Annotated in this window: 13 protein-coding genes; 9 read left to right on the forward strand and 4 right to left on the reverse strand. The window is 53.5% G+C overall.

All coding sequences use genetic code 11. From position 1 onward, the window contains the following. Positions 1-3: 3 nt before the first annotated feature. A complete protein-coding gene (locus B5D61_RS17095) occupies positions 4-459 on the reverse strand; it encodes a c-type cytochrome (RefSeq protein ID WP_078814646.1) in 456 nt (151 codons plus the stop codon). A 98-nt stretch (positions 460-557) separates the two neighbouring features. On the opposite strand from B5D61_RS17095, the gene B5D61_RS17100 reads away from it, so the two are divergent. The 6 genes from B5D61_RS17100 (at position 558) to B5D61_RS17125 (ending at position 7086) form a co-directional block, all read left to right on the forward strand. After that, the gene (locus tag B5D61_RS17100; RefSeq protein WP_139373318.1) at positions 558-1859 is read left to right on the forward strand and encodes an ATP-binding protein; all 1302 of its coding nucleotides are present in this window, start codon (positions 558-560) and stop codon (positions 1857-1859) included. After that, entirely contained in the window at positions 1856-2380 is a 525-nt protein-coding gene (locus tag B5D61_RS17105) for a response regulator transcription factor (RefSeq protein ID WP_078814648.1), read from the forward strand. Before B5D61_RS17100 ends, B5D61_RS17105 begins: the two co-directional genes overlap by 4 nt. 85 nt (positions 2381-2465) lie before the next feature. Further along, the gene (locus tag B5D61_RS17110) at positions 2466-3893 is read left to right on the forward strand and encodes a c-type cytochrome (RefSeq protein WP_078814649.1); all 1428 of its coding nucleotides are present in this window, start codon (positions 2466-2468) and stop codon (positions 3891-3893) included. Positions 3894-3929: 36 nt separating this feature from the next. Beyond that, complete coding sequence (locus B5D61_RS17115; RefSeq protein WP_078814650.1) at positions 3930-5246, forward strand: c-type cytochrome; 1317 nt, start codon at positions 3930-3932, stop codon at positions 5244-5246. A 155-nt stretch (positions 5247-5401) separates the two neighbouring features. Then, a complete protein-coding gene (locus B5D61_RS17120; RefSeq protein WP_078814651.1) occupies positions 5402-6118 on the forward strand; it encodes a hypothetical protein in 717 nt (238 codons plus the stop codon). Between the two features lie 227 nt (positions 6119-6345). Further along, positions 6346-7086 carry a hypothetical protein gene (locus B5D61_RS17125; RefSeq protein ID WP_078814652.1) on the forward strand — a complete coding sequence of 247 codons (741 nt, stop codon included), beginning with the start codon at positions 6346-6348 and terminating at the stop codon, positions 7084-7086. Between the two features lie 227 nt (positions 7087-7313). Here B5D61_RS17125 and B5D61_RS17130 read toward each other — a convergent pair whose 3' ends face one another. Further along, positions 7314-7973 (reverse strand): sigma-70 RNA polymerase sigma factor region 4 domain-containing protein, encoded by a 660-nt coding sequence (locus tag B5D61_RS17130; RefSeq protein WP_139373319.1) that lies wholly within the window; start codon positions 7971-7973, stop codon positions 7314-7316. Between the two features lie 174 nt (positions 7974-8147). Here B5D61_RS17130 and B5D61_RS17135 point away from each other — a divergent pair, with 174 nt between their 5' ends. Beyond that, on the forward strand, positions 8148-11141 hold the full coding sequence (locus B5D61_RS17135) for a serine/threonine-protein kinase (RefSeq protein ID WP_078814654.1): 2994 nt from the start codon (positions 8148-8150) through the stop codon (positions 11139-11141). A 792-nt stretch (positions 11142-11933) separates the two neighbouring features. Here the strand turns inward: B5D61_RS17135 and B5D61_RS17140 are convergent. Both B5D61_RS17140 and B5D61_RS17145 read right to left on the reverse strand, forming a co-directional pair. Continuing rightward, positions 11934-13172 carry a class I SAM-dependent methyltransferase gene (locus B5D61_RS17140; RefSeq protein WP_078814655.1) on the reverse strand — a complete coding sequence of 413 codons (1239 nt, stop codon included), beginning with the start codon at positions 13170-13172 and terminating at the stop codon, positions 11934-11936. Positions 13173-13469: 297 nt separating this feature from the next. After that, the gene (locus tag B5D61_RS17145) at positions 13470-13934 is read right to left on the reverse strand and encodes an MgtC/SapB family protein (protein ID WP_078814656.1); all 465 of its coding nucleotides are present in this window, start codon (positions 13932-13934) and stop codon (positions 13470-13472) included. 1149 nt (positions 13935-15083) lie between these two features. On the opposite strand from B5D61_RS17145, the gene B5D61_RS17155 reads away from it, so the two are divergent. Together B5D61_RS17155 and B5D61_RS17160 are read left to right on the forward strand one after the other, a co-directional pair. Continuing rightward, positions 15084-16352, forward strand: a complete 1269-nt coding sequence (locus B5D61_RS17155) for a TolC family protein (protein WP_078814658.1) — start codon at positions 15084-15086, stop codon at positions 16350-16352. 15 nt (positions 16353-16367) lie between these two features. Continuing rightward, positions 16368-17543 carry an efflux RND transporter periplasmic adaptor subunit gene (locus B5D61_RS17160; RefSeq protein WP_078814659.1) on the forward strand — a complete coding sequence of 392 codons (1176 nt, stop codon included), beginning with the start codon at positions 16368-16370 and terminating at the stop codon, positions 17541-17543. The last annotated feature ends 11 nt before the right edge of the window (positions 17544-17554 follow it).

Raw genomic sequence — 17554 nt, forward strand, 5'->3', positions numbered from 1 at the left:
GGCTTATGGTTTGGCGGCAACTCCTGTGGTGGCTTGCTTTTCCAGGTCGGTCCGCTTTTGCATGGGTTTACCATTGTATTTTTCACGCCAGGCCTTGACCTGGCTGACGGTGACGGGTGAGGCGGTGTTTCCGAAGTTGCTCCGCACATAGGTGAGCATGTCGGCGAGATCCTCATCCTTCATCACGGCACCAAGCGGCGCCATCATACCGAGAAACTTGGCATCTTCTTTGGCTATACCGGTGAAGACAATGGAGGCAAATAGTTCACCATCACCAGAAGCGACTAGTTTGGACCCGCCGAGTGCTGGTGCCATGGGCACAGGAGTGCCGGCACCGATACCCTTGCCATCTGGCCCATGGCACGCCGCACAGAGGGCGTAGGATGCGGCAGGCACCTGAGCGATGAGCGAGGGGGCGATGAATCCCATGATGATAGCGGAGAGAAATGCGGTCTTCATATTGTGCGGGATTATATGAAGATGTCGGCATGCCTTAGTCACTGCGGCAAATCGCCGCACTTGTTGGACAGTAGGGCGTGCTGGAGCACAGTGCAGACATGATTCACCGAGTCACACATTCAGTCCTGCCACCCCAGCCACGGTGGCAGCGCTGGCTGGGGCTCAGCGAGGTATGGGTAGGTGGGGCGCTTTCGGCGCGTGTGTTAATGCTGCTGCGCTGGCTGGCAGCAACTGGTCAAACCATCACTGTACTCTTCGTTTGGTGGATTGGTGTGGAAGTGCCATGGATTCAGTGTGGCATCGCTGTAGCGCTCACTTTGGTGGTCAATGTGCTGCTGGAGTGGTGGCTGCGTCAGATCCAGTGGGAGTTGCGAGAAGGTTTCTTTCACATCCTGCTATGGGATGTACTTACGCTGACATTTCTGTTGCACTGGACGGGTGGCCTACAAAATCCCTTCGCGTTGTTCTATTTGGTGCAGATCACCTTGGCAGCTGTGGCTCTGAGGAACTCGGCCGTGATTGGGTTGGGAGTGCTTGTGACGGTCGCGTTCTTATGGTTATGGCATCATGCGGTGCCGCTACGTTTGGCTAATGGCTCGCAGTTGCCAGACGAAATGCTTATCCAGGGCTTCCTCGTGGCGCTGGTCCTCGCCGGTGCTTTTGTGCTGACGCTGCTGCTGTCGCTGCGTCGACGTTCACATCGACTACAAATGGAGCGCGAACGGTTGCGCTCGGAACTCGAAGCTCGGGAGCGGTTCCTTTCCCTGGCGGTTTTGGCTACGGGCTTTGCGCATGAGCTGGGCACCCCGCTCGGCACCATCACACTCGCTGCTGCGGAGATGCATGCGCATCCTGACGCGGAGACTGCGGCTATCATCGTTCGAGAGGCGGAGCGCTGTCAGAAAGTGCTACAACGCCTTCGTGAACTGGGCCAGGAGGCAACTGGAAGCTCAGCGCAGCCTTTTGCTGTCGCAGGCATTGTGAACGAGGCTCTTGCGGAACTTCCTGAAATGCAACGGACGCGTGTGATGGTTGATTTGAAAGCGTGCTCGGCAGTTGTGGCCTGCGCGGGGCTGCGTGAGGCCTTGCTCGTCCTGTTGCGCAATGCGCTGATGGCCTCTGTGGATCAGTCGATCGTGCAGTTCCGCGTTCATGAGCAGGGTGGCTCTCTGCGCTTTGTGATCGAGGATCGAGGAGCGGGATTCGACGATGAGATACTACGTCATTGGGGCGAACCTTTCCGCACCACGCGTGACCCAGTCAACGGTATGGGGTTGGGGCTATTTTTCGTGCGTCGGCTTGCTGCTTCGATGAACGGTAGCGTGGAAGTCGAAAATCGGGCCGGAGGCGGTGCGCGAGTATCGCTCATCTTGCCTCAACACAACTCCGCTAAGACATGAATGTGCTCCTCATTGAAGATGATGAAGGCTTTCGTGCCACGCTAGCCCTCGCATTAAGGCGTCGCGGCTGTGATGTGTTGCAAGCCGCTGGCAAATATGAGGCACTAAGCCTTGTGGAAGCCGCAGACATCAATGGCATCGTGTTGGATATGCGGCTGGGAGGCGTGGATGGTATGAGCTTGATCTCTGCGCTGCGCCAAAGGCAACCAAGAGCACGTCTGATCGTTCTCACGGGATACGGCAGTATTCCTGGCGCTCTCAAAGCAGTCCGACTTGGTGCGGACGACTACTTGCTGAAGCCTGCGAGCGCCGATCAAGTGCTCGCCGCTCTGCAAGGTAGGGCTGCAACCTCGCCTCGTCCCGCTGCCAATGATACGCCAAGTCTGGCCCGTCTTGAGTGGGAGCACATCCAGCGCGTGCTACACGATTGCAGAGGAAACATCTCCCACGCTGCAGAGGCGCTGGGCATCGACCGCCGCACCCTCCAACGCAAGCTCGGGAAGATGCCACCTGTGGGGTGAGCGCGCTCTGATTGACAGACGAAGTAACTGGTGCGGCACTCTGCCACATTCCCAAACCCCCACGATATGCGAAGTCTTTTACGTCATGGACTTCCCCACGTTTTACATGGATCATCTCGCTGGTGGACGACTCATCATCGGTCTCATCGCAAGCGTACATGTGCTCATTAATCATCCGCTGGCCGTCGGCGCGTATCCGCTATTGGCGTGGATGGAATGGTGGGCACACAAGCACAACCGGCCAGACGTGGACCATCTGGCCTACCGCATTACCTTCATTGTCTTCATTGTGACGACCACCGTAGGCGCAATGACGGGTGTGGGCATCTGGCTTTCCACTTCGCTATTTGCGCCGTTTGCTATCGGCTCGCTGCTGCGTGTTTTCTTCTGGGGCTGGTTCATGGAGTGGCTGGTTTTCATCTCGGAAGTCGCGCTCATCATGTGGTGGTTCCTCACCTGGAAAAAAGCAGACACGCCTGAGAAGAAGCGCAAGCATATCAAAGTTGGTGTCGCGCTCAGCATCATGTCGTGGATCACAATGGCCCTCATCGTGGCCGTCCTGGGCTTCATGATGAAGCCGGGTGAGTGGAATCAGACACGAGCTTTTTGGGACGCCATGACGAACCCGCTCTATGCGCCACAACTCGGCTTCCGAACCTGCTTCGCATTCATGACAGGCGCGGTGTTCTTGTGGTTTGCGTCCTTCTTTTTTACCCGAAACAAAGGCCCCCATTGGGGGGAAGGCACGCGCCTGCGACATTGGATCGTCTATCGCCTGTCACATGTTGTGTTGGTGAGCCTGCTGGGCACTTTTCTCTTTGGCACTTGGTATTGGAACGCCGTCCCGGATACCATGAAGGCCAATAGCTCAGTGGCGCTGCTGACACAAGAGTTCATGAACTGGCATGGGCAGTTCCAGAGTTTGCTTGGATGGACTATCATCGCCTTCCTCGTGGTGGGTATTGGCGGCCTGGGCAATAGCTTCATGGTGCCGCGTTGGGCACTGCTCATCCCTAGTTTCCTGGGCATCTGGCTGCTCGGACACTTTGAGCGGGCGCGTGAGTTCATGCGCAAGCCGTGGGTGATCGGTGAATATATGTATTCCAACGGTGTTCACAAAGACGAGTTGGCTTTCCTGCAAAGCGAGGGCCTCCTCAAACACGCCACCTATGTGAGACATCATGACGTGACCGACGCGAATAAAGTCGAGGCAGGGCAGGACATCTTTATGCTAGCTTGCTCACGCTGCCACAGTACCACGGGGCTGAATGGCATGATCGAAAAGTTCACCGCCATGTATGGCGCGGGCAAGCCGTGGGACACCGCTGGCATGGTCCTCTTCATCAAAGGCATGCACCAAACTCGCACCTTCATGCCACCGTTCCCCGGCAACGACAGGGAGGCAGAAGCGCTCGTCGCCTACATCCAGCAACTGAAAGAGAATCCCGAGAGTCTCCAAGGTGCGCAAAGCGCCGGGATCGTCGTCGCTCCCACTGCTGGAGACCAGCAATGACTGCCAATGCCAACTCCACCCCCTGATTTGCCTGCTATGCCTACCTTTCTCGCCGCTACACCTATCCCGCGTGATCTCCCTCTGCCGCTGCCCGTGCCGGAGTGGGTGTTAGTGGCTTGCCTCGTGATCTTTTTTCTCGTTCATATCCTGTTTGTGAACCTCATGGTTGGCGGTTCGCTAATCGTGGTGGTGCTCGAGTGGCTGGGACTCAAAGACAAACGTTGGGATGCCCTCGCACATGAGATCGCTCAGACGATCACCGTGAACAAAAGCCTCGCCATCGTGATGGGTATCGGCCCGCTTCTATGCATCAATTTGCTTTACACTATGCAGTGGTATTCGGCGAATGCTCTCACTGGCCATGCCTGGCTGCTCATCGTACCTCTAGTCACTATCGCCTTTCTGCTCACCTACCTGCATAAATACAAGTGGGAGGCGTGGTCGGCGAACGGTTGGAAGATGCTACATCAGTTCACAGGTCTGGGCGCGGCCTTGCTGTTCCTTTTCATCCCGCTAATCTTTTTGGCGAATGTGAACCTCATGCTCTTCCCCAGCGAGTGGGACAAGGTGAGAGGCTTTTTCTCTAGTTTAAGCATCGGCAACGTATTGCCGCGTTACCTGCACTTCATGGCTGCGAGCCTTGCCATGACGGGCTTGTTCCTAGCGGGATGGTTCGGGCGAAAAAATGCTGATCTCACACACCTGTATGGCTTTACACGTCCCGAGCTGCGTCGCTTCTTTTATAAGCTGTGCGCCAGCGTCACACTCACTCAGTTCGTACTCGGGCCGCTGCTGCTCTTCACCTTGCCTTCTGTTGGCATCACGACTCAACTCTATGTCATCATTTTCAGTGGGGCCGCAATGGGTTTATTCACCCTGCTGCTGCTCTTTGCCGAGTTGAGACGCGATGATGCAAGCATCGGCTGCCATTACTGGCTCATCGGGGTGCTTTTTTCCATTGTCGTACTCGGTATGGGCAGTGGGCGACATGTGTATCGTGAGGCCGCGCTAGCGGGACACAAAGCGGACATCAAAGAGCGTACTGAGACCTACCATGCTGCGCTAGCAGCGTTCAATAAGACGCAAGCCACAATACCAAAATCTGTGGAGCCGAATGCAGAGCAGCTCTTCATGAACTGCGCCGCCTGCCATGCTCCGGACATCAAGCTCGTTGGCCCGCCGCTTACCGAGATCGCCCAAATCTATGCGGGTAACCCCGATGGCATCGTCACCTGGGCTAAATCTCCCGGCAAAAAACGTCCTGAATTACCACAGATGCCGCCCTTTGCTCACCTTGGAGACAACAGCCTGCGGAAGATCGCCGAGTTGATGCTGGAGAAAGGCAGGCGATAAGGCAAACCCAGACGAGATTACTGTATCAAGAGGGTGATGAAGTTGCTTCAGATATTGTGCCATTAATGCAGATATGGCCAAATTTACGATAGGTGAATTTTTCTGTAATCGCGTGCCTGGACTTCCTTATTTCCTTCGACGCCTTGACGTTAAACATGAAAGACACTCGTTTAGCCATCCCTCAAGCCTCCATGAAAAATGGCGGTGATGTCGTTCGCTCAGGCAAAAGCCTCATGACAATCTCCGTTGTTTGGTTCTTTCTCGGGCTGGCGTTTTTGCTCTCTGCGGCGGATGAAGAGTTGATTCAATTACGGCAGCGTTATCAGGATGCTGTGGAGAGGGCCACGAAACCGCTGGAAGCAACTTACACTGCGGAGCTTCGTAAGCTTCTCGACAAGCAGACGAAGGCAGGAAAACTGGACGAGGCTGTGGCGGTCAGAAAAGAACTGGAGACGCTTAATGTCTCTGTTGTTGAGCCGAAGTCATCTCCATTCCAAGGTGAAAATGCAGCCAAGGCCTTCACTCCAGGTGAGCCCGGAGGCAGGTTAAGCCGAGCACAACTTAAGATCATCGAATCGCGGATCATTGATCGCTATTGGACTTACAAGCAAGACAGGCAGGACGGTTATTACTTTTTCAAAGATGGCCTCGGCATCCGTTACCTGCCTGATAGTGAACGCCCCAGAGTCACCTGGAAAGTGTTGGTGAACGGTGAGGTTTTTATCCAGGGCTCAGGGACTGACAAGTGGATGGTGCCCACTTCAGACATTGAGGGATACATCATCGGCAATGCCATCACCCGAAATAAAGCCCCCATCATTACCGCCCTACCACCCGAGCCACCTGACCTCCACGATAAAGGAAAGAAGTGAGTTCACTTCACCTACTGTGAGAACAGCATCAACCGTCAAGCGACATGGTCGCAATGACCCGCATACGTCTTTTGCATAGCTGAGTTAAGAACGCCCAGCCCCCAAAGAACGGCAAGGCAGGCTAGACATCGACAAATTGCCGAAAAGTTCGAGGCAATGCATTTTTCTGTAATCGCGCTCTCCAATTTCCCTAGTCCCGTCTGACGCTCTCATGACGTCAGACAAAAATGAACTTCCTAGCCCCTCTCATCATACTCTTCATTGGATATTCATCAGCACTCTATGCTGCTGACGAACCCCGAAATGTGCCTGCGGTCACACAAGGAAAGAAGGCAACTCCCACTGAGAAATCTCAACTTAGGAAGACGATCAGCCGGACCTTGTGGGAAGTGAAAGGTGCTCGGGAGTTTTGGCAGTTTGATGCTGGTGGAAGGGGAACGCGGCAAAGTTCTCAAGGTCTCACCACCTTCGGCTGGGAAGTCAACGAACAGGGAAAAATTGCCACCAAGGGTGGCGGAGACCCTCGTCTCATCACCCTTCATAGCGAGACAGCAGGAGAAATGCTCATCCTCCAAACCGTGGGTGGCCATCGGAAGACCGAGATCACTCTTGTTCCAGACGGCAAGGTGCCCTCAGAAGCGCAAAACAGAATGGTGACCCCCGCCGAGAAATCTCAAATCAGGAAGACCATCACCCGGGCATTGTGGGAGGTAAAAGGTGGTAGTAATGGCAGTAGGGATGTTTGGTGGTTTGACGCTGGTGGAAAAGGGACGCGGCAATGCTGGAACGGTATCGTTACCTTCGATTGGGAGGTTAACGACCAAGGGGAAATTGCCACTAAAGGTGGTGGGGATCCTCGTCTCATTATCCTGCGTAGCGAGACAACAGCAGAAATACTGAGCCTGTCTCCAGGAGGTGCAGGAAAGGCTGCATTCACTTTCGTTCCAGATGGCAAGAAGCCCAGGTAACTCATTGTGTATTTTTGTCCCAAAGCAGTTGGTCGGATTGGCTGCAGTGAGACCTTCGGATTTGACCACCGAGTTGCTTGTGAGCTAACGGACGGGGCAATGGTTTCAAGAGATCTGGCCCTATCTAAAATTTACAAGATAAGGCATCGGATGGATTAACTAGATGTATTAAAATCCTTAGTGGCCCATGTCGTTTCTGAGGAGCTGTCATGATTTTCCCGCCCTCTTCAATCACCCAGCTCCCTGTGGGACTGACTCAGGGCTCCGCGCAAGTGCTTCATCTCTGCTCGCACATCTTCCTCAGTGTCCACAGTCTCTCGAACTTGGCTTTCCAGCGCTTTCCGGAAGCTATTGCGCAACCGGTGCAGCGCCACCTTAAGTGCTCCGGAAGACATTCCGAGGTCGCGACTCCACTCTTGGTAAATCTCTTCTGTGGGAATCTCAGTGAGCCCTCGTTGCAGCACGTTGAAGAGAGCGGCTTTCCCTTGCTCCAGAAAATTACCCGCAAGTTCATTGCGGGCATGTCGCACCATCTCCAAAGCCCATTCTCGGTCGAAGTAAGCGTCAGCGTTACTGTCGGCCAAATCGCAGGTATCCAGCCTCGACTCAACTTCGGACGTATCCATTGGCACAAAGAATACCTTCGCTCCCCGTTTTGCAGCATCGGCTTTCCCCCGCTCATTGGAAAGAAAGAACTTGAGATCATGAAGGAGGAATGCCCGGAAGCGGCCCTTTGTCGGGTTCGCGTGTCCCAAATATCGACGCTCAAAAAAACCTTCGAAATAAGCTTGTGTCAGATCCTCTGCGTCATGCAGACAATATCCGCGGCTGCGTACGAAGGTATAGATGGGGCGCCAGTATTTGCGGCCCAATTCGTTCAGTGCCACTTGTCCTGTAGTGCCGTCCCTACACGCCCGAACCACATGGCTCCACCTCGTCGTAGGGAAAAAATCGGCGTGTTCGGCATTAACCAAGCTCATCGTTTCTTTTTAGTCTAGAGTCCTTTGTAATACTGCCTGGAATAACGGCCAATTAAAAAAACGATCAACTCTCCCGCTCCCATGCCTGAAACATCATCCACTTTCGGTGAAAGTAATGACGAAAATCTCAGTGCCTTGGGACGTGCCTTCTTTGACAGCGACTCCGGATCTCACCCGACTGAACCAGTTGCCCAGCCTCCTAGCGCTGGGTGGGAGACGCCCTCTGTTGAGGAATTGCAAAAGCTCTTGCCGCAGTATGAGGTTACCCTGTTGTTAGGCCGCGGCGGCATGGGAGCCGTTTATATGGGCCGACAGATCAGCCTCGACCGGCTAGTGGCCATCAAGATTCTCTCGGCAGATCTTGGAGATACGGACCAAGGGTTCATCGAACGATTCAAGAATGAGGCCCGCTCCATGGCTAAGTTAAACCATCCTGGCATCGTCAATGTCTATGACTTTGGCGAAACCACCTCAGGGTTGCTCTACATCGTGATGGAATTCGTCGAGGGCACAGATGTGCAGAAGATGATTTCAGCCAGCAAACGGTTGCATACGGATCATGCTATGGCCATCACCTGTCATGTTTGTGATGCTCTGGCCTATGCTCACAACCGGGGGATCATCCACCGCGACATCAAGCCTGCCAACATCATGGTCGGTTATGATGGTAGTGTGAAGGTGGCTGACTTCGGCTTGGCAAAGATGACAAAGGGGGCACAGACCGGACTCACCCAGAGCGGCATGGCCATGGGAACACTGCATTATATGGCACCCGAGGCTCTGGTGTTAGGCGTGGCGCTGGACCACCGGGTAGACATCTATGCAGTGGGAGTGATGCTTTACCAGATGCTTACCGGAAAGCTGCCTCAGGGTATGTTTGAAATGCCCAGCCTACAGGTGTCTGGCTTAGACCCGAGGTATGACGATATCATTGCGCAGGCGTTACGGAATGATCGTAACCAGCGATACCAGCAAATGTCAGACCTGAGGCATGAGTTGGATCACATCGTCACACAGCCAGTGGTGAAAGCGGAGGTGCTACAGCCGGGAGCCCAGCCGTCTGCGGCAGCCTTGTTGCCCTCAGAGGCACGTCCGAAGCGGTCCGAATTCAGCCGCCAACAACCTCCACGGCAAGCACAGCCCCAGGTAGTGGCGCGGAAGGAAAGGCTCTGGCTATCGGGGGTGGCGGTGATGCTGCTTATAGCAGGTTTGGGGGGGGCGGCATGGTATGTCAAACCGTTCGACCAAGCTGCGAATGTAACATCTGTACCTGCTGTCAAAGGCCAGTGGAGGAAGGTTTATCCCACCCCTGAAGACATCCCTGACGGACGCTTGAGACCTGATGGTTGGATGAGCCCTAAAGCAGCAGGTTCGAATAATTCCAAAGGAGGTGATCCGCTTTTCCCGTCATCGGTGAAAATTCGCAACGGCGGAGTCCGCGCGCGCTTCAAAAGCGAAGCTGCTGTCTTGGAACCATTTGCCTCTGTTTGTGTCAACACTTTCAATGCGGAGCAACTGACTTACTCACTGAAGAAAAACCCCGATCAGAGTGTCGCTATACTTCTCAAAAGCAGCCGCCTTGCGAATGGTGAAAGCAGATCCTACAACATTGCACCCACGGAACGCGACACCCAGCCTTTAAGGGGTGAATTCGTCCTAGAACTCATTGTCGTCGGCAAGCGACTCATTGGCAAAATCAATGGCCAAATCACCTACATCGCCACCGATGATGAGTACACGCCTGGCAGCAGGAGCATTTTCAGCAGTCTTCCTTTTCGGGATGTTGAATTCCTCGATCTCGACGGCCTGCCAGAGGATGAGGCTTTGCGAATTGTTGGTTTGCCTGTTACAGCAGCCGCAGTTCCTGAACCACAAGAGAAGGCTACCGGCGCGGGTGTGATATCTGCCGTCAAAGGCCAGTGGCGGAAGGTTTTCCCCACCCCTGAAGACATCCCTGACGGACGCTTGAGGCCCGATGGTTGGATCAACCCAAAGACAGCTTCCGGTAATACTAATTTTCACCCGCTGTGGACCCATATCCGCAACGGCGGATTTCGTGTACGCTTCAAAACGGAAGCCGCCCAGGGAGAGTATGCTTCCATTCGCATCCGTTCTTCCGATGAAGTTAGTTATACCCTGAAGAAGGATCCCGGTCAGAGCTTTGCCAAACTTCTGAAAAACCGCCTTTCCGGAGATGTAAACAGTTCCAAACTCCTTTCACCGGAAAACCAACCCTACCGTCTAAAGGGTGACTTTACGCTCGAAGTCATCGCCGTCGGCAACCGCCTAATTGGCAGAGTCAACGGTGAGGTCCTATGCACCGCCACAGATGATGAATTCACGTCCGGCATCATGTCCATCTACAGCAACATGCCCTTCCGCGACATTGAAGTCCTGGAACTCGACGGTTTGCCAGAGGATGAGGCTGCGCGGATCGCCGGTTTGCCGCCTGCCACTGCCAAACAGCTTCCCCAGACTGCGAGTGCGAATAGCACACCTGTCATCAAAGGCCAATGGCGGCAAGTTTACCCTAACTCTGAAGACATTCCTGACGGACGCTTGCGCCCAGACGGATGGATCAGCCCGAGAAAAGCAGCTTCGGGTGATCCCAAGATGACGGACATCCTTTATCCATCATGGGCCAAGATTCGCAACGGCGGCATCCGTGCGCGCTTCAAAACCGAACCCGATCTGGAACAGTTTGCCTCCGTTCGCATCCGTTCTTCCGACGTGAGTTATGCCCTGAAGAAAGACCCGGGTCAGAATTTTGCCAAACTTCTAAAAACGAGCTCTCCCAATGGCATGCCCAGCGCCAAAGCCCTTTTGCCAGAAAACCGGACCCAACGTCTAGGTGATGACTTCACCCTCGAACTCGTCGCTGTCGGCAATCATCTCATCGGCAGAGTCAACGGAGAAGCCATCTATATCGCTACAGATGATGAATACACGTCCGGTGTGATGACCATCCACAGCAGTATTCCATTCCGCGACATTGAAGTCCTGGAACTTGATGGCTTGCCAGAGGATGAGGCTGTGCGGATCGCCGGTTTCCCACCTTTAGCAAAGGCCCGCTAAGGCCACCAAGGATTGTCCTCTCGACTAACAGCCTCGGTTATGAAGTTCATCTCGATAAAGGAGCAGACGTGTTGTTCTGCATTCATGAGACAGGATTTGAAGATTATGCGATATTTGTTCAAGCAACCAACAAGGCGCAAGGGAAAGGGCAAAATCAGCTTCATCATGACTATACTATTACACAGTGCCCCCAGGACTATCCCGTGGTCCGAGTGAGGGGAGATGATGCCCGGGCTTTTTGCGGCTGGCTAAGCCAGAAAGAAGGAAAAGCCAAAGATCCACATCTTGTGCCGATACGGACTATATCAATAGCTACGATGATGGATAGCCGACCACAGCGCTAGTCGTGAGCTTTCAGCCCAATCGGTTTGGCTCTATGATGTGGAGCGTAAGGCAAGGGAATGAATACAGGACTGGTTCAATCAAAAACCATCAAACAAGGAGACTAGGGGTGGCATTTGGCGCTACGAAGCAGAGTTCATTTTCACGGGATGTAGTCCCTTTATGATGGCCGAGGCACCGTCGACGGTTTCCGTACCGTTCTAGTTATCTCCGTCCCTGCGCCTAAAACTGCTACTGGGAGCTCTACCTTGCCCTTAGTGAAGCCCTCGCCATCTTCTTCCACGGCTGAATATATTTAATGGTGTTGCACGCGGATGGATATTTGAAAAGAAATGCTTTACGCTGTTCACAGAGTTTATTTGAGAGCCACTCCGCCCATGGAACGGAGTGTAGCCCAATAATCGGACCAAGTGATGGCCTTTGTTATACGTCCAAGTTCGTTGCAGTTTCTCATTGGTGCCCGAGAAGGTATTCTGGCAAGGCCGTTCCACTGTCGTTAAAACGTAGCAGAAGATAATCGTGATGATCGAGATCCAAATGAGAATCCACTTTCCATAGGGCGGGTTCATCTGATTGGATGAGTTCCAACGCCGACTGCATGGAAAGCAGCAGATGTGCCCCTGGATGCTTATGCATAAAGTCCACAAGCTCCTTTTGATTGGAAGCTTGTAGCGTGTCCTGTCGGTCTGCCAATCTTTGATGAATCACTGAATCGCCAATCACAAAAATATCGGTCCCCTTTTGATGCGCATCTAGCCAAGCGGTCAAAGACTGTATGTGACTGTCATCTCCTCGATGACCTGATAAAAACATAAAAATCGCCGCTATTGCGGCTACGCTCGCCAAACCAAGTCCAACCCAGAGACCACGCCAATGCGGATCTTGTGACGACAGTCGATCCGTTTGGCTTGCCCAAGCTGGAGTGCGACGTGCCTGAATATAGACCTCAGATCCTAGTGAAGGCAAAAGGGCTCCCCAAATTTGGTTGAGCCTCAACCACCAGCGATAATTTTCCAGCTTACTGCCAGTGTAACGGACAAGGTGGCTTCCTGTAATGAATTCGGGAGTCAGCCCAGCGTCTGAGGCCAAGTTTTTCCACCGCTGTGGAGATAGAACGGTAATGTGCCCACCAAACGCAACCAATCCACGGCTAAGTCTGTTCCTGAAATATTTTTCACGCAATCCGGCAAGCCAGCCGGGCATGGTAGGTGAGCCTCCAAGAAAAATGCCTCCGGGGCCAAGCAATCTGCTTATCTCTACAATCGTCGCTCCAGGACGAGGTAGATGTTCAAATACGTGCAAACAAACGACAGCGTCAGCGACTGCTGAAGGCAGCGGCAATGGCATATCAAAATTGGCATGGTGAACTTCATCATACATGGCCAAGGCAATCAGCTCCTGCCGTGGGTTCCAATCCAGACCTATCCAGCGATCAACGACTCCTTCCGGAGTGAAATGTTTCAACCAACCTCGTTCGCATCCGACATCCACCACTGTAAGCGGGCGACCCAAACGGCGAGATTCCTTGGCCAAGGCTTGGCCAGCCCACCAATACCTCACAAGGCGAATTGAATAGGTAGCATTTTTGAGGTGCTGCCGAAGCCGGGTACCCGATTCCGGTGGGAGCTTAGCTAAAACTTCGGTAAACGAGTGAAGCGGAAAGGTGAGGAAAGGAAATCGGGAGAACATGAACCTGGGGTTTAATGGGTGATCGACATCTCGGGGAGGGGGAAATGCCAGCCCTCAGTGGCTTCTCGGCGAGTTGTGTTCAATATTAGCAAAAAAAACCGCAATGCTTATTGGAGCTGCCAACGAACAGATGTTTTTGATTTATTTACCTTCTTGTTAGGCATATCACATGGTGTTATATGCTGTGCTATTGAACGATGCCTCACTGAACATGTGCAGCTTGCAGCCGAGCGCTTCCCGCCGCCGTCATTAAATTACGCCAGTCACTCTTCTGCTTTAGTGTCGGGACGGTCTTTGCTATGAATCTTGTTCGTCTTTCCTCTGAGCAGAGCAATCGCCATGGCGATTTTTGAAACGGGTCCATGCGGGTAGATGATGCGCCGCCAGAAGGCTGAAAATGATCAAGGCTCCCAAAGTCCCAAGGGTGTACATGCCATAGGAAATGGCTAGGCCTACCGAAGCCGTGGCCCATAATGTGGCAGCGGTAGTAAGGCCATGGATGCGCCCTTGATCACGCAAAATGACCCCAGCGCCGAGAAATCCCACGCCTGTGACGACCTGTGCAGCGATGCGGCCAGGGTCTCCGGTTGTACTGGCATGAGAAGAGATGAGTCCAAAGATGCATGCGCCCAATGAAACGGCAGCATAGGTACGTATGCCTGCCTCGCGGCCATGACGTTCCCGCTCCCATCCGACAAAACCGCCTAAAACTGCCGCCATAATGGCCCGGAAAGCCAGCAATAATTCAAATTTCCAGTCCATAGCGGGAGATGGGGATCAAAAGACAACAAAGCAATATGTTTTGAAATCTTTTCTCACGCAACATCTACAGTGAAATGATGCGAAGCATCTTTTGGGCCGGATGGAGGTCACACTCCTCGCTATCCGAAAGCCAGCGAAAGTCGCCATGTCGCAGAAAAGGCGACGGGCGAACTGAATAGTAATATCCGATGCACATCAAATCGATCAGCCCGGTCATGCATGAAGTGATCTTGCATCTGTTACCGCATGTTCGTAACCCTTGTTGGTATAAGAACTTTTACATTCCTTTGCTTTCATCACCACATTTGCCCAGCTCACCAGCCTGTTAATCTATCAAGAACAACGCCTCATGCTGGCATGCCTGCCTTGGCATGACTGCAGGACCGCAACATCAAAGAAACATTGCCGTGCGCATGCTACGGTCAAATGAATGGTCGTCCTCTGGCCTGGAGGAGACATCTTATGCAGTCACGTTTCACCGGCCCAAAGACATGTCCGATGGCTATGGTATTTTGGTGATAGATCCACCTCATTCAAATTGCTGAAAAATTTGTTTGAACAATTCCCTTCATTAGGAATCAGTAGCACACATGCAGTCCTTTGCGCGTAGCACCCTTCTCACGCTTGCCTTTTTGGCAGTCGCGTGCGCTCAGGTGTTCGGGACGCAGCGAGGCTATCTCTGTGACCACGGGAAGGTAGCCCTTGAGACAGTGGTGGATCACTGCCATAAGGCATCTTCTGACGAAGGTTCTGAGGCTGTTCCTTGTGAGGAAAGCGACTCTGTCGCCTGTGAATCGAAAGGTGAGAAGAAGACCCACCAGCCATTGCAGGTGGACCTTCAAGTGACTCCCGCGACATTGGTCTCGGTGACAGTACCCGCTTTCGTCGCAGTGCTGATGGATGACTTCTTCAGCTTTGACCGAGCTCTTTCGGTCGTGTTGGTCGAAGAACAACGGATAAGCGGACTGTCGTTCGAGGATGAACGACCGTATTTGCCTAGCGCTGCCGTAGAGGTAGCGAGTTGCATAGTTATTTTGGTTTGAGGATGCTCTGATGCGCATTCGCCCACGAATGGCGATTTAGACGCGCATCTCTGCTTTGCACACAGGTTTGGCATGTCCACGCCTGCAACCTCAACCCATTCATTTCATGTTCCGTTTCACACTCATTTTTGCTGCTGTTTTCAGCCTCTCCCTAACTCAGGCGTCAGCTCTCAATATCACCTTGAGAGACATTGCCAACCGTGTTCGCAATAACCATCCTGCTCTTAAGGCAGCCCGTCTTACCATAGACGAGGCCCGGGGCCGTCGCCTTGGAGCAGGACGGCTGTCAAACCCTACTTTTGGTTATGAATTCCAGAACCAAAGTAACGTTAGTCCCCAGTCTAATGTCTTCTCAATTGATCAAGCCTTCCCGATCACTCGGCGTTTGAGCTTGGAGAAAAAGCTCACCACTCAACTTATTGGTGCTGCCGAATTGGAGATCAGAGATGCAGAACGAAAGCTGATCGCCGAAGCTCAGCAGCAGGTCGTGCAGCTGCTGACTTTAGCCCAGCAACGGGAACTGAGACAGCGGCAGACCGACCTTGCCTCAAATCTGGCACAATTCGCCGAAGGCAGGGCCAAGGCAGGAGAGGTGTCCCCTCTGGATGCCAAGCAGGTGGATCTGGACGCCCAGCGTCTGCGGGTGGAAGCTAGGCTACTCGAAGCGCAAAGCGTGAGCCTGCTAGGCCAGCTCAAGCCCATGCTGGGACTTCGGGCCGAGGATTCACTGACAGTGTCTGGCAATCTCCCAGACATGTCAGTTCCTGGTGCTTCATCTTGGGCACAGCGGCCTGACTACCAATTGGCTCAGACAAAAATCCAGGCAGCCAGAACGGACCAAGACCTAGCCAGGGCCAAGCGCTTTGAAGACATTAGTGCTGGAATTTTCGCGGGCCGGGAGATGCAGGATGTCACTCCTAGTCAGCGCGAACGCACAGGCTTCATCGGCTTCCGCATCTCCATACCACTTCCTCTATGGAATAGGAATCAGGGTGAAATTGCTGAAAAAGCGGCGTCCGCTGAGCGCGCACGTCTGGAGAGTGAAGCGCTGGCTGTTCAGATCAACGGAGAGGCAGGAACCGCTCGGCGGGAAATGGAAACAAACGCCTCCATCGTTCGCGAGACTCGTGAGAAGTTGCTGCCGTTGGCCAACGAACAAATGGAAGCCATGCAGAAAGCTTACGAATCTGGGCAGGCGGATCTTCTGGCCGTTCTGCGAGCCCGCGATCAGCGGCTGCAACTTGAAGCTGCTGTTCTGGACGCAGCCCGAGACTTCCATCTGGCACGCATCCGTTATGAAGCGGCCACAGGCAAGTACGCGCCTGCGCCTGTCTCAGTCCCCACCGTAACTCGGTCCGCCAAATCCCCGCAGTAAACTTCAACGCTTGTCATGAATCGTCATTTAGTTCCCTTGTTTATATCCACTTTAACCTTTGCCAGCCTGAGTAACGCTGCGGAGGATAACAAAAGATCATCCAGTACCATTGTGCTGGATGAAAATGGAGTGAAGAACCTTCGGATTGAAACCACCGAGGTTGAAGAAACTGATTTCGAATCCACCATCTTTTCCCTGGGTCGGATTCAAGCCATTCCCAACAATGTCGGTGCGGTAAGCAGCCGAATCTCTGGACGTATCGTCGAGCTGAAAGTGGCTCCTGGCGATGTGGTGCAAAAGGGTGATGTGGTGGTCAGCGTGGAAAGCCGTCAACCAGGAGATCCTCCACCAGTCATACCTCTGACCGCACCACTGAGCGGTCTTGTAACGCGGGTGGAGCTACGCCTTGGAGATCCGATTGAACCTGACCGACCTGTGCTGGAAATCACCGACCTCAGTGAAGTCTATGCGGTCGCTCGGGTTCCCGAACATCAGGCCGGATTAATGAAACCTGGAACCATTGCCCACATCAAAGTAGCCGCATTGCCTGATGAAAAGTTTGATGGAGAGTTGCTGCGTTTCGGCACCAGCGCTGACAAGCAAAGCGGAACTCTGGACGCCATCTTTCGCCTTCCTAATACAGGCGGTAAACTGCGTGCGGATATGCGGGCTCAGTTCAGCATCGTGATGAGCAAGCGCGAAGGCATTGTTGCAGTTCCCAGAGCGGCCCTTCAGGGCGAGGGCGGCAATCGATTTGTCTATGTGAAGGACTTCGACTTGGCCAATGCCTTTGTCAAAACCCCGGTCACCGTGGGTGAAATCAATGACCGTTTTGTTGAAATTCTGACGGGGCTTCTTCCTGCGGACGAGGTAGTTACGCGTGGAGCCTACTCGCTCTCATTTGCCGGAGCCAGCTCCGTTTCCCTGAAAGAGGCGTTGGATGCTGCCCATGGACATGAGCATGCGGCAGACGGGGGTGAATTGACTCCTGAAAAAAAGGCCGAGATGGTCGCTGCTAAAAATGGAGCGGCTAGTGGATCAGTTGGAAGTGGCAAAGGTGGAAGCCCAATCTGGATGTACGTGAGCGGAGTTCTTTTTGTGCTGCTGCTGATTTCACTCCTTACCAAAAAACGCGGTCCGGTGGAAGACGAGTCCGTTCCTACAAAATCCCACGACAAGGAGGTTGCGTAAGCCATGCTCAA

This window comes from Prosthecobacter debontii (assembly GCF_900167535.1).
GTDB lineage: Bacteria > Verrucomicrobiota > Verrucomicrobiia > Verrucomicrobiales > Verrucomicrobiaceae > Prosthecobacter > Prosthecobacter debontii.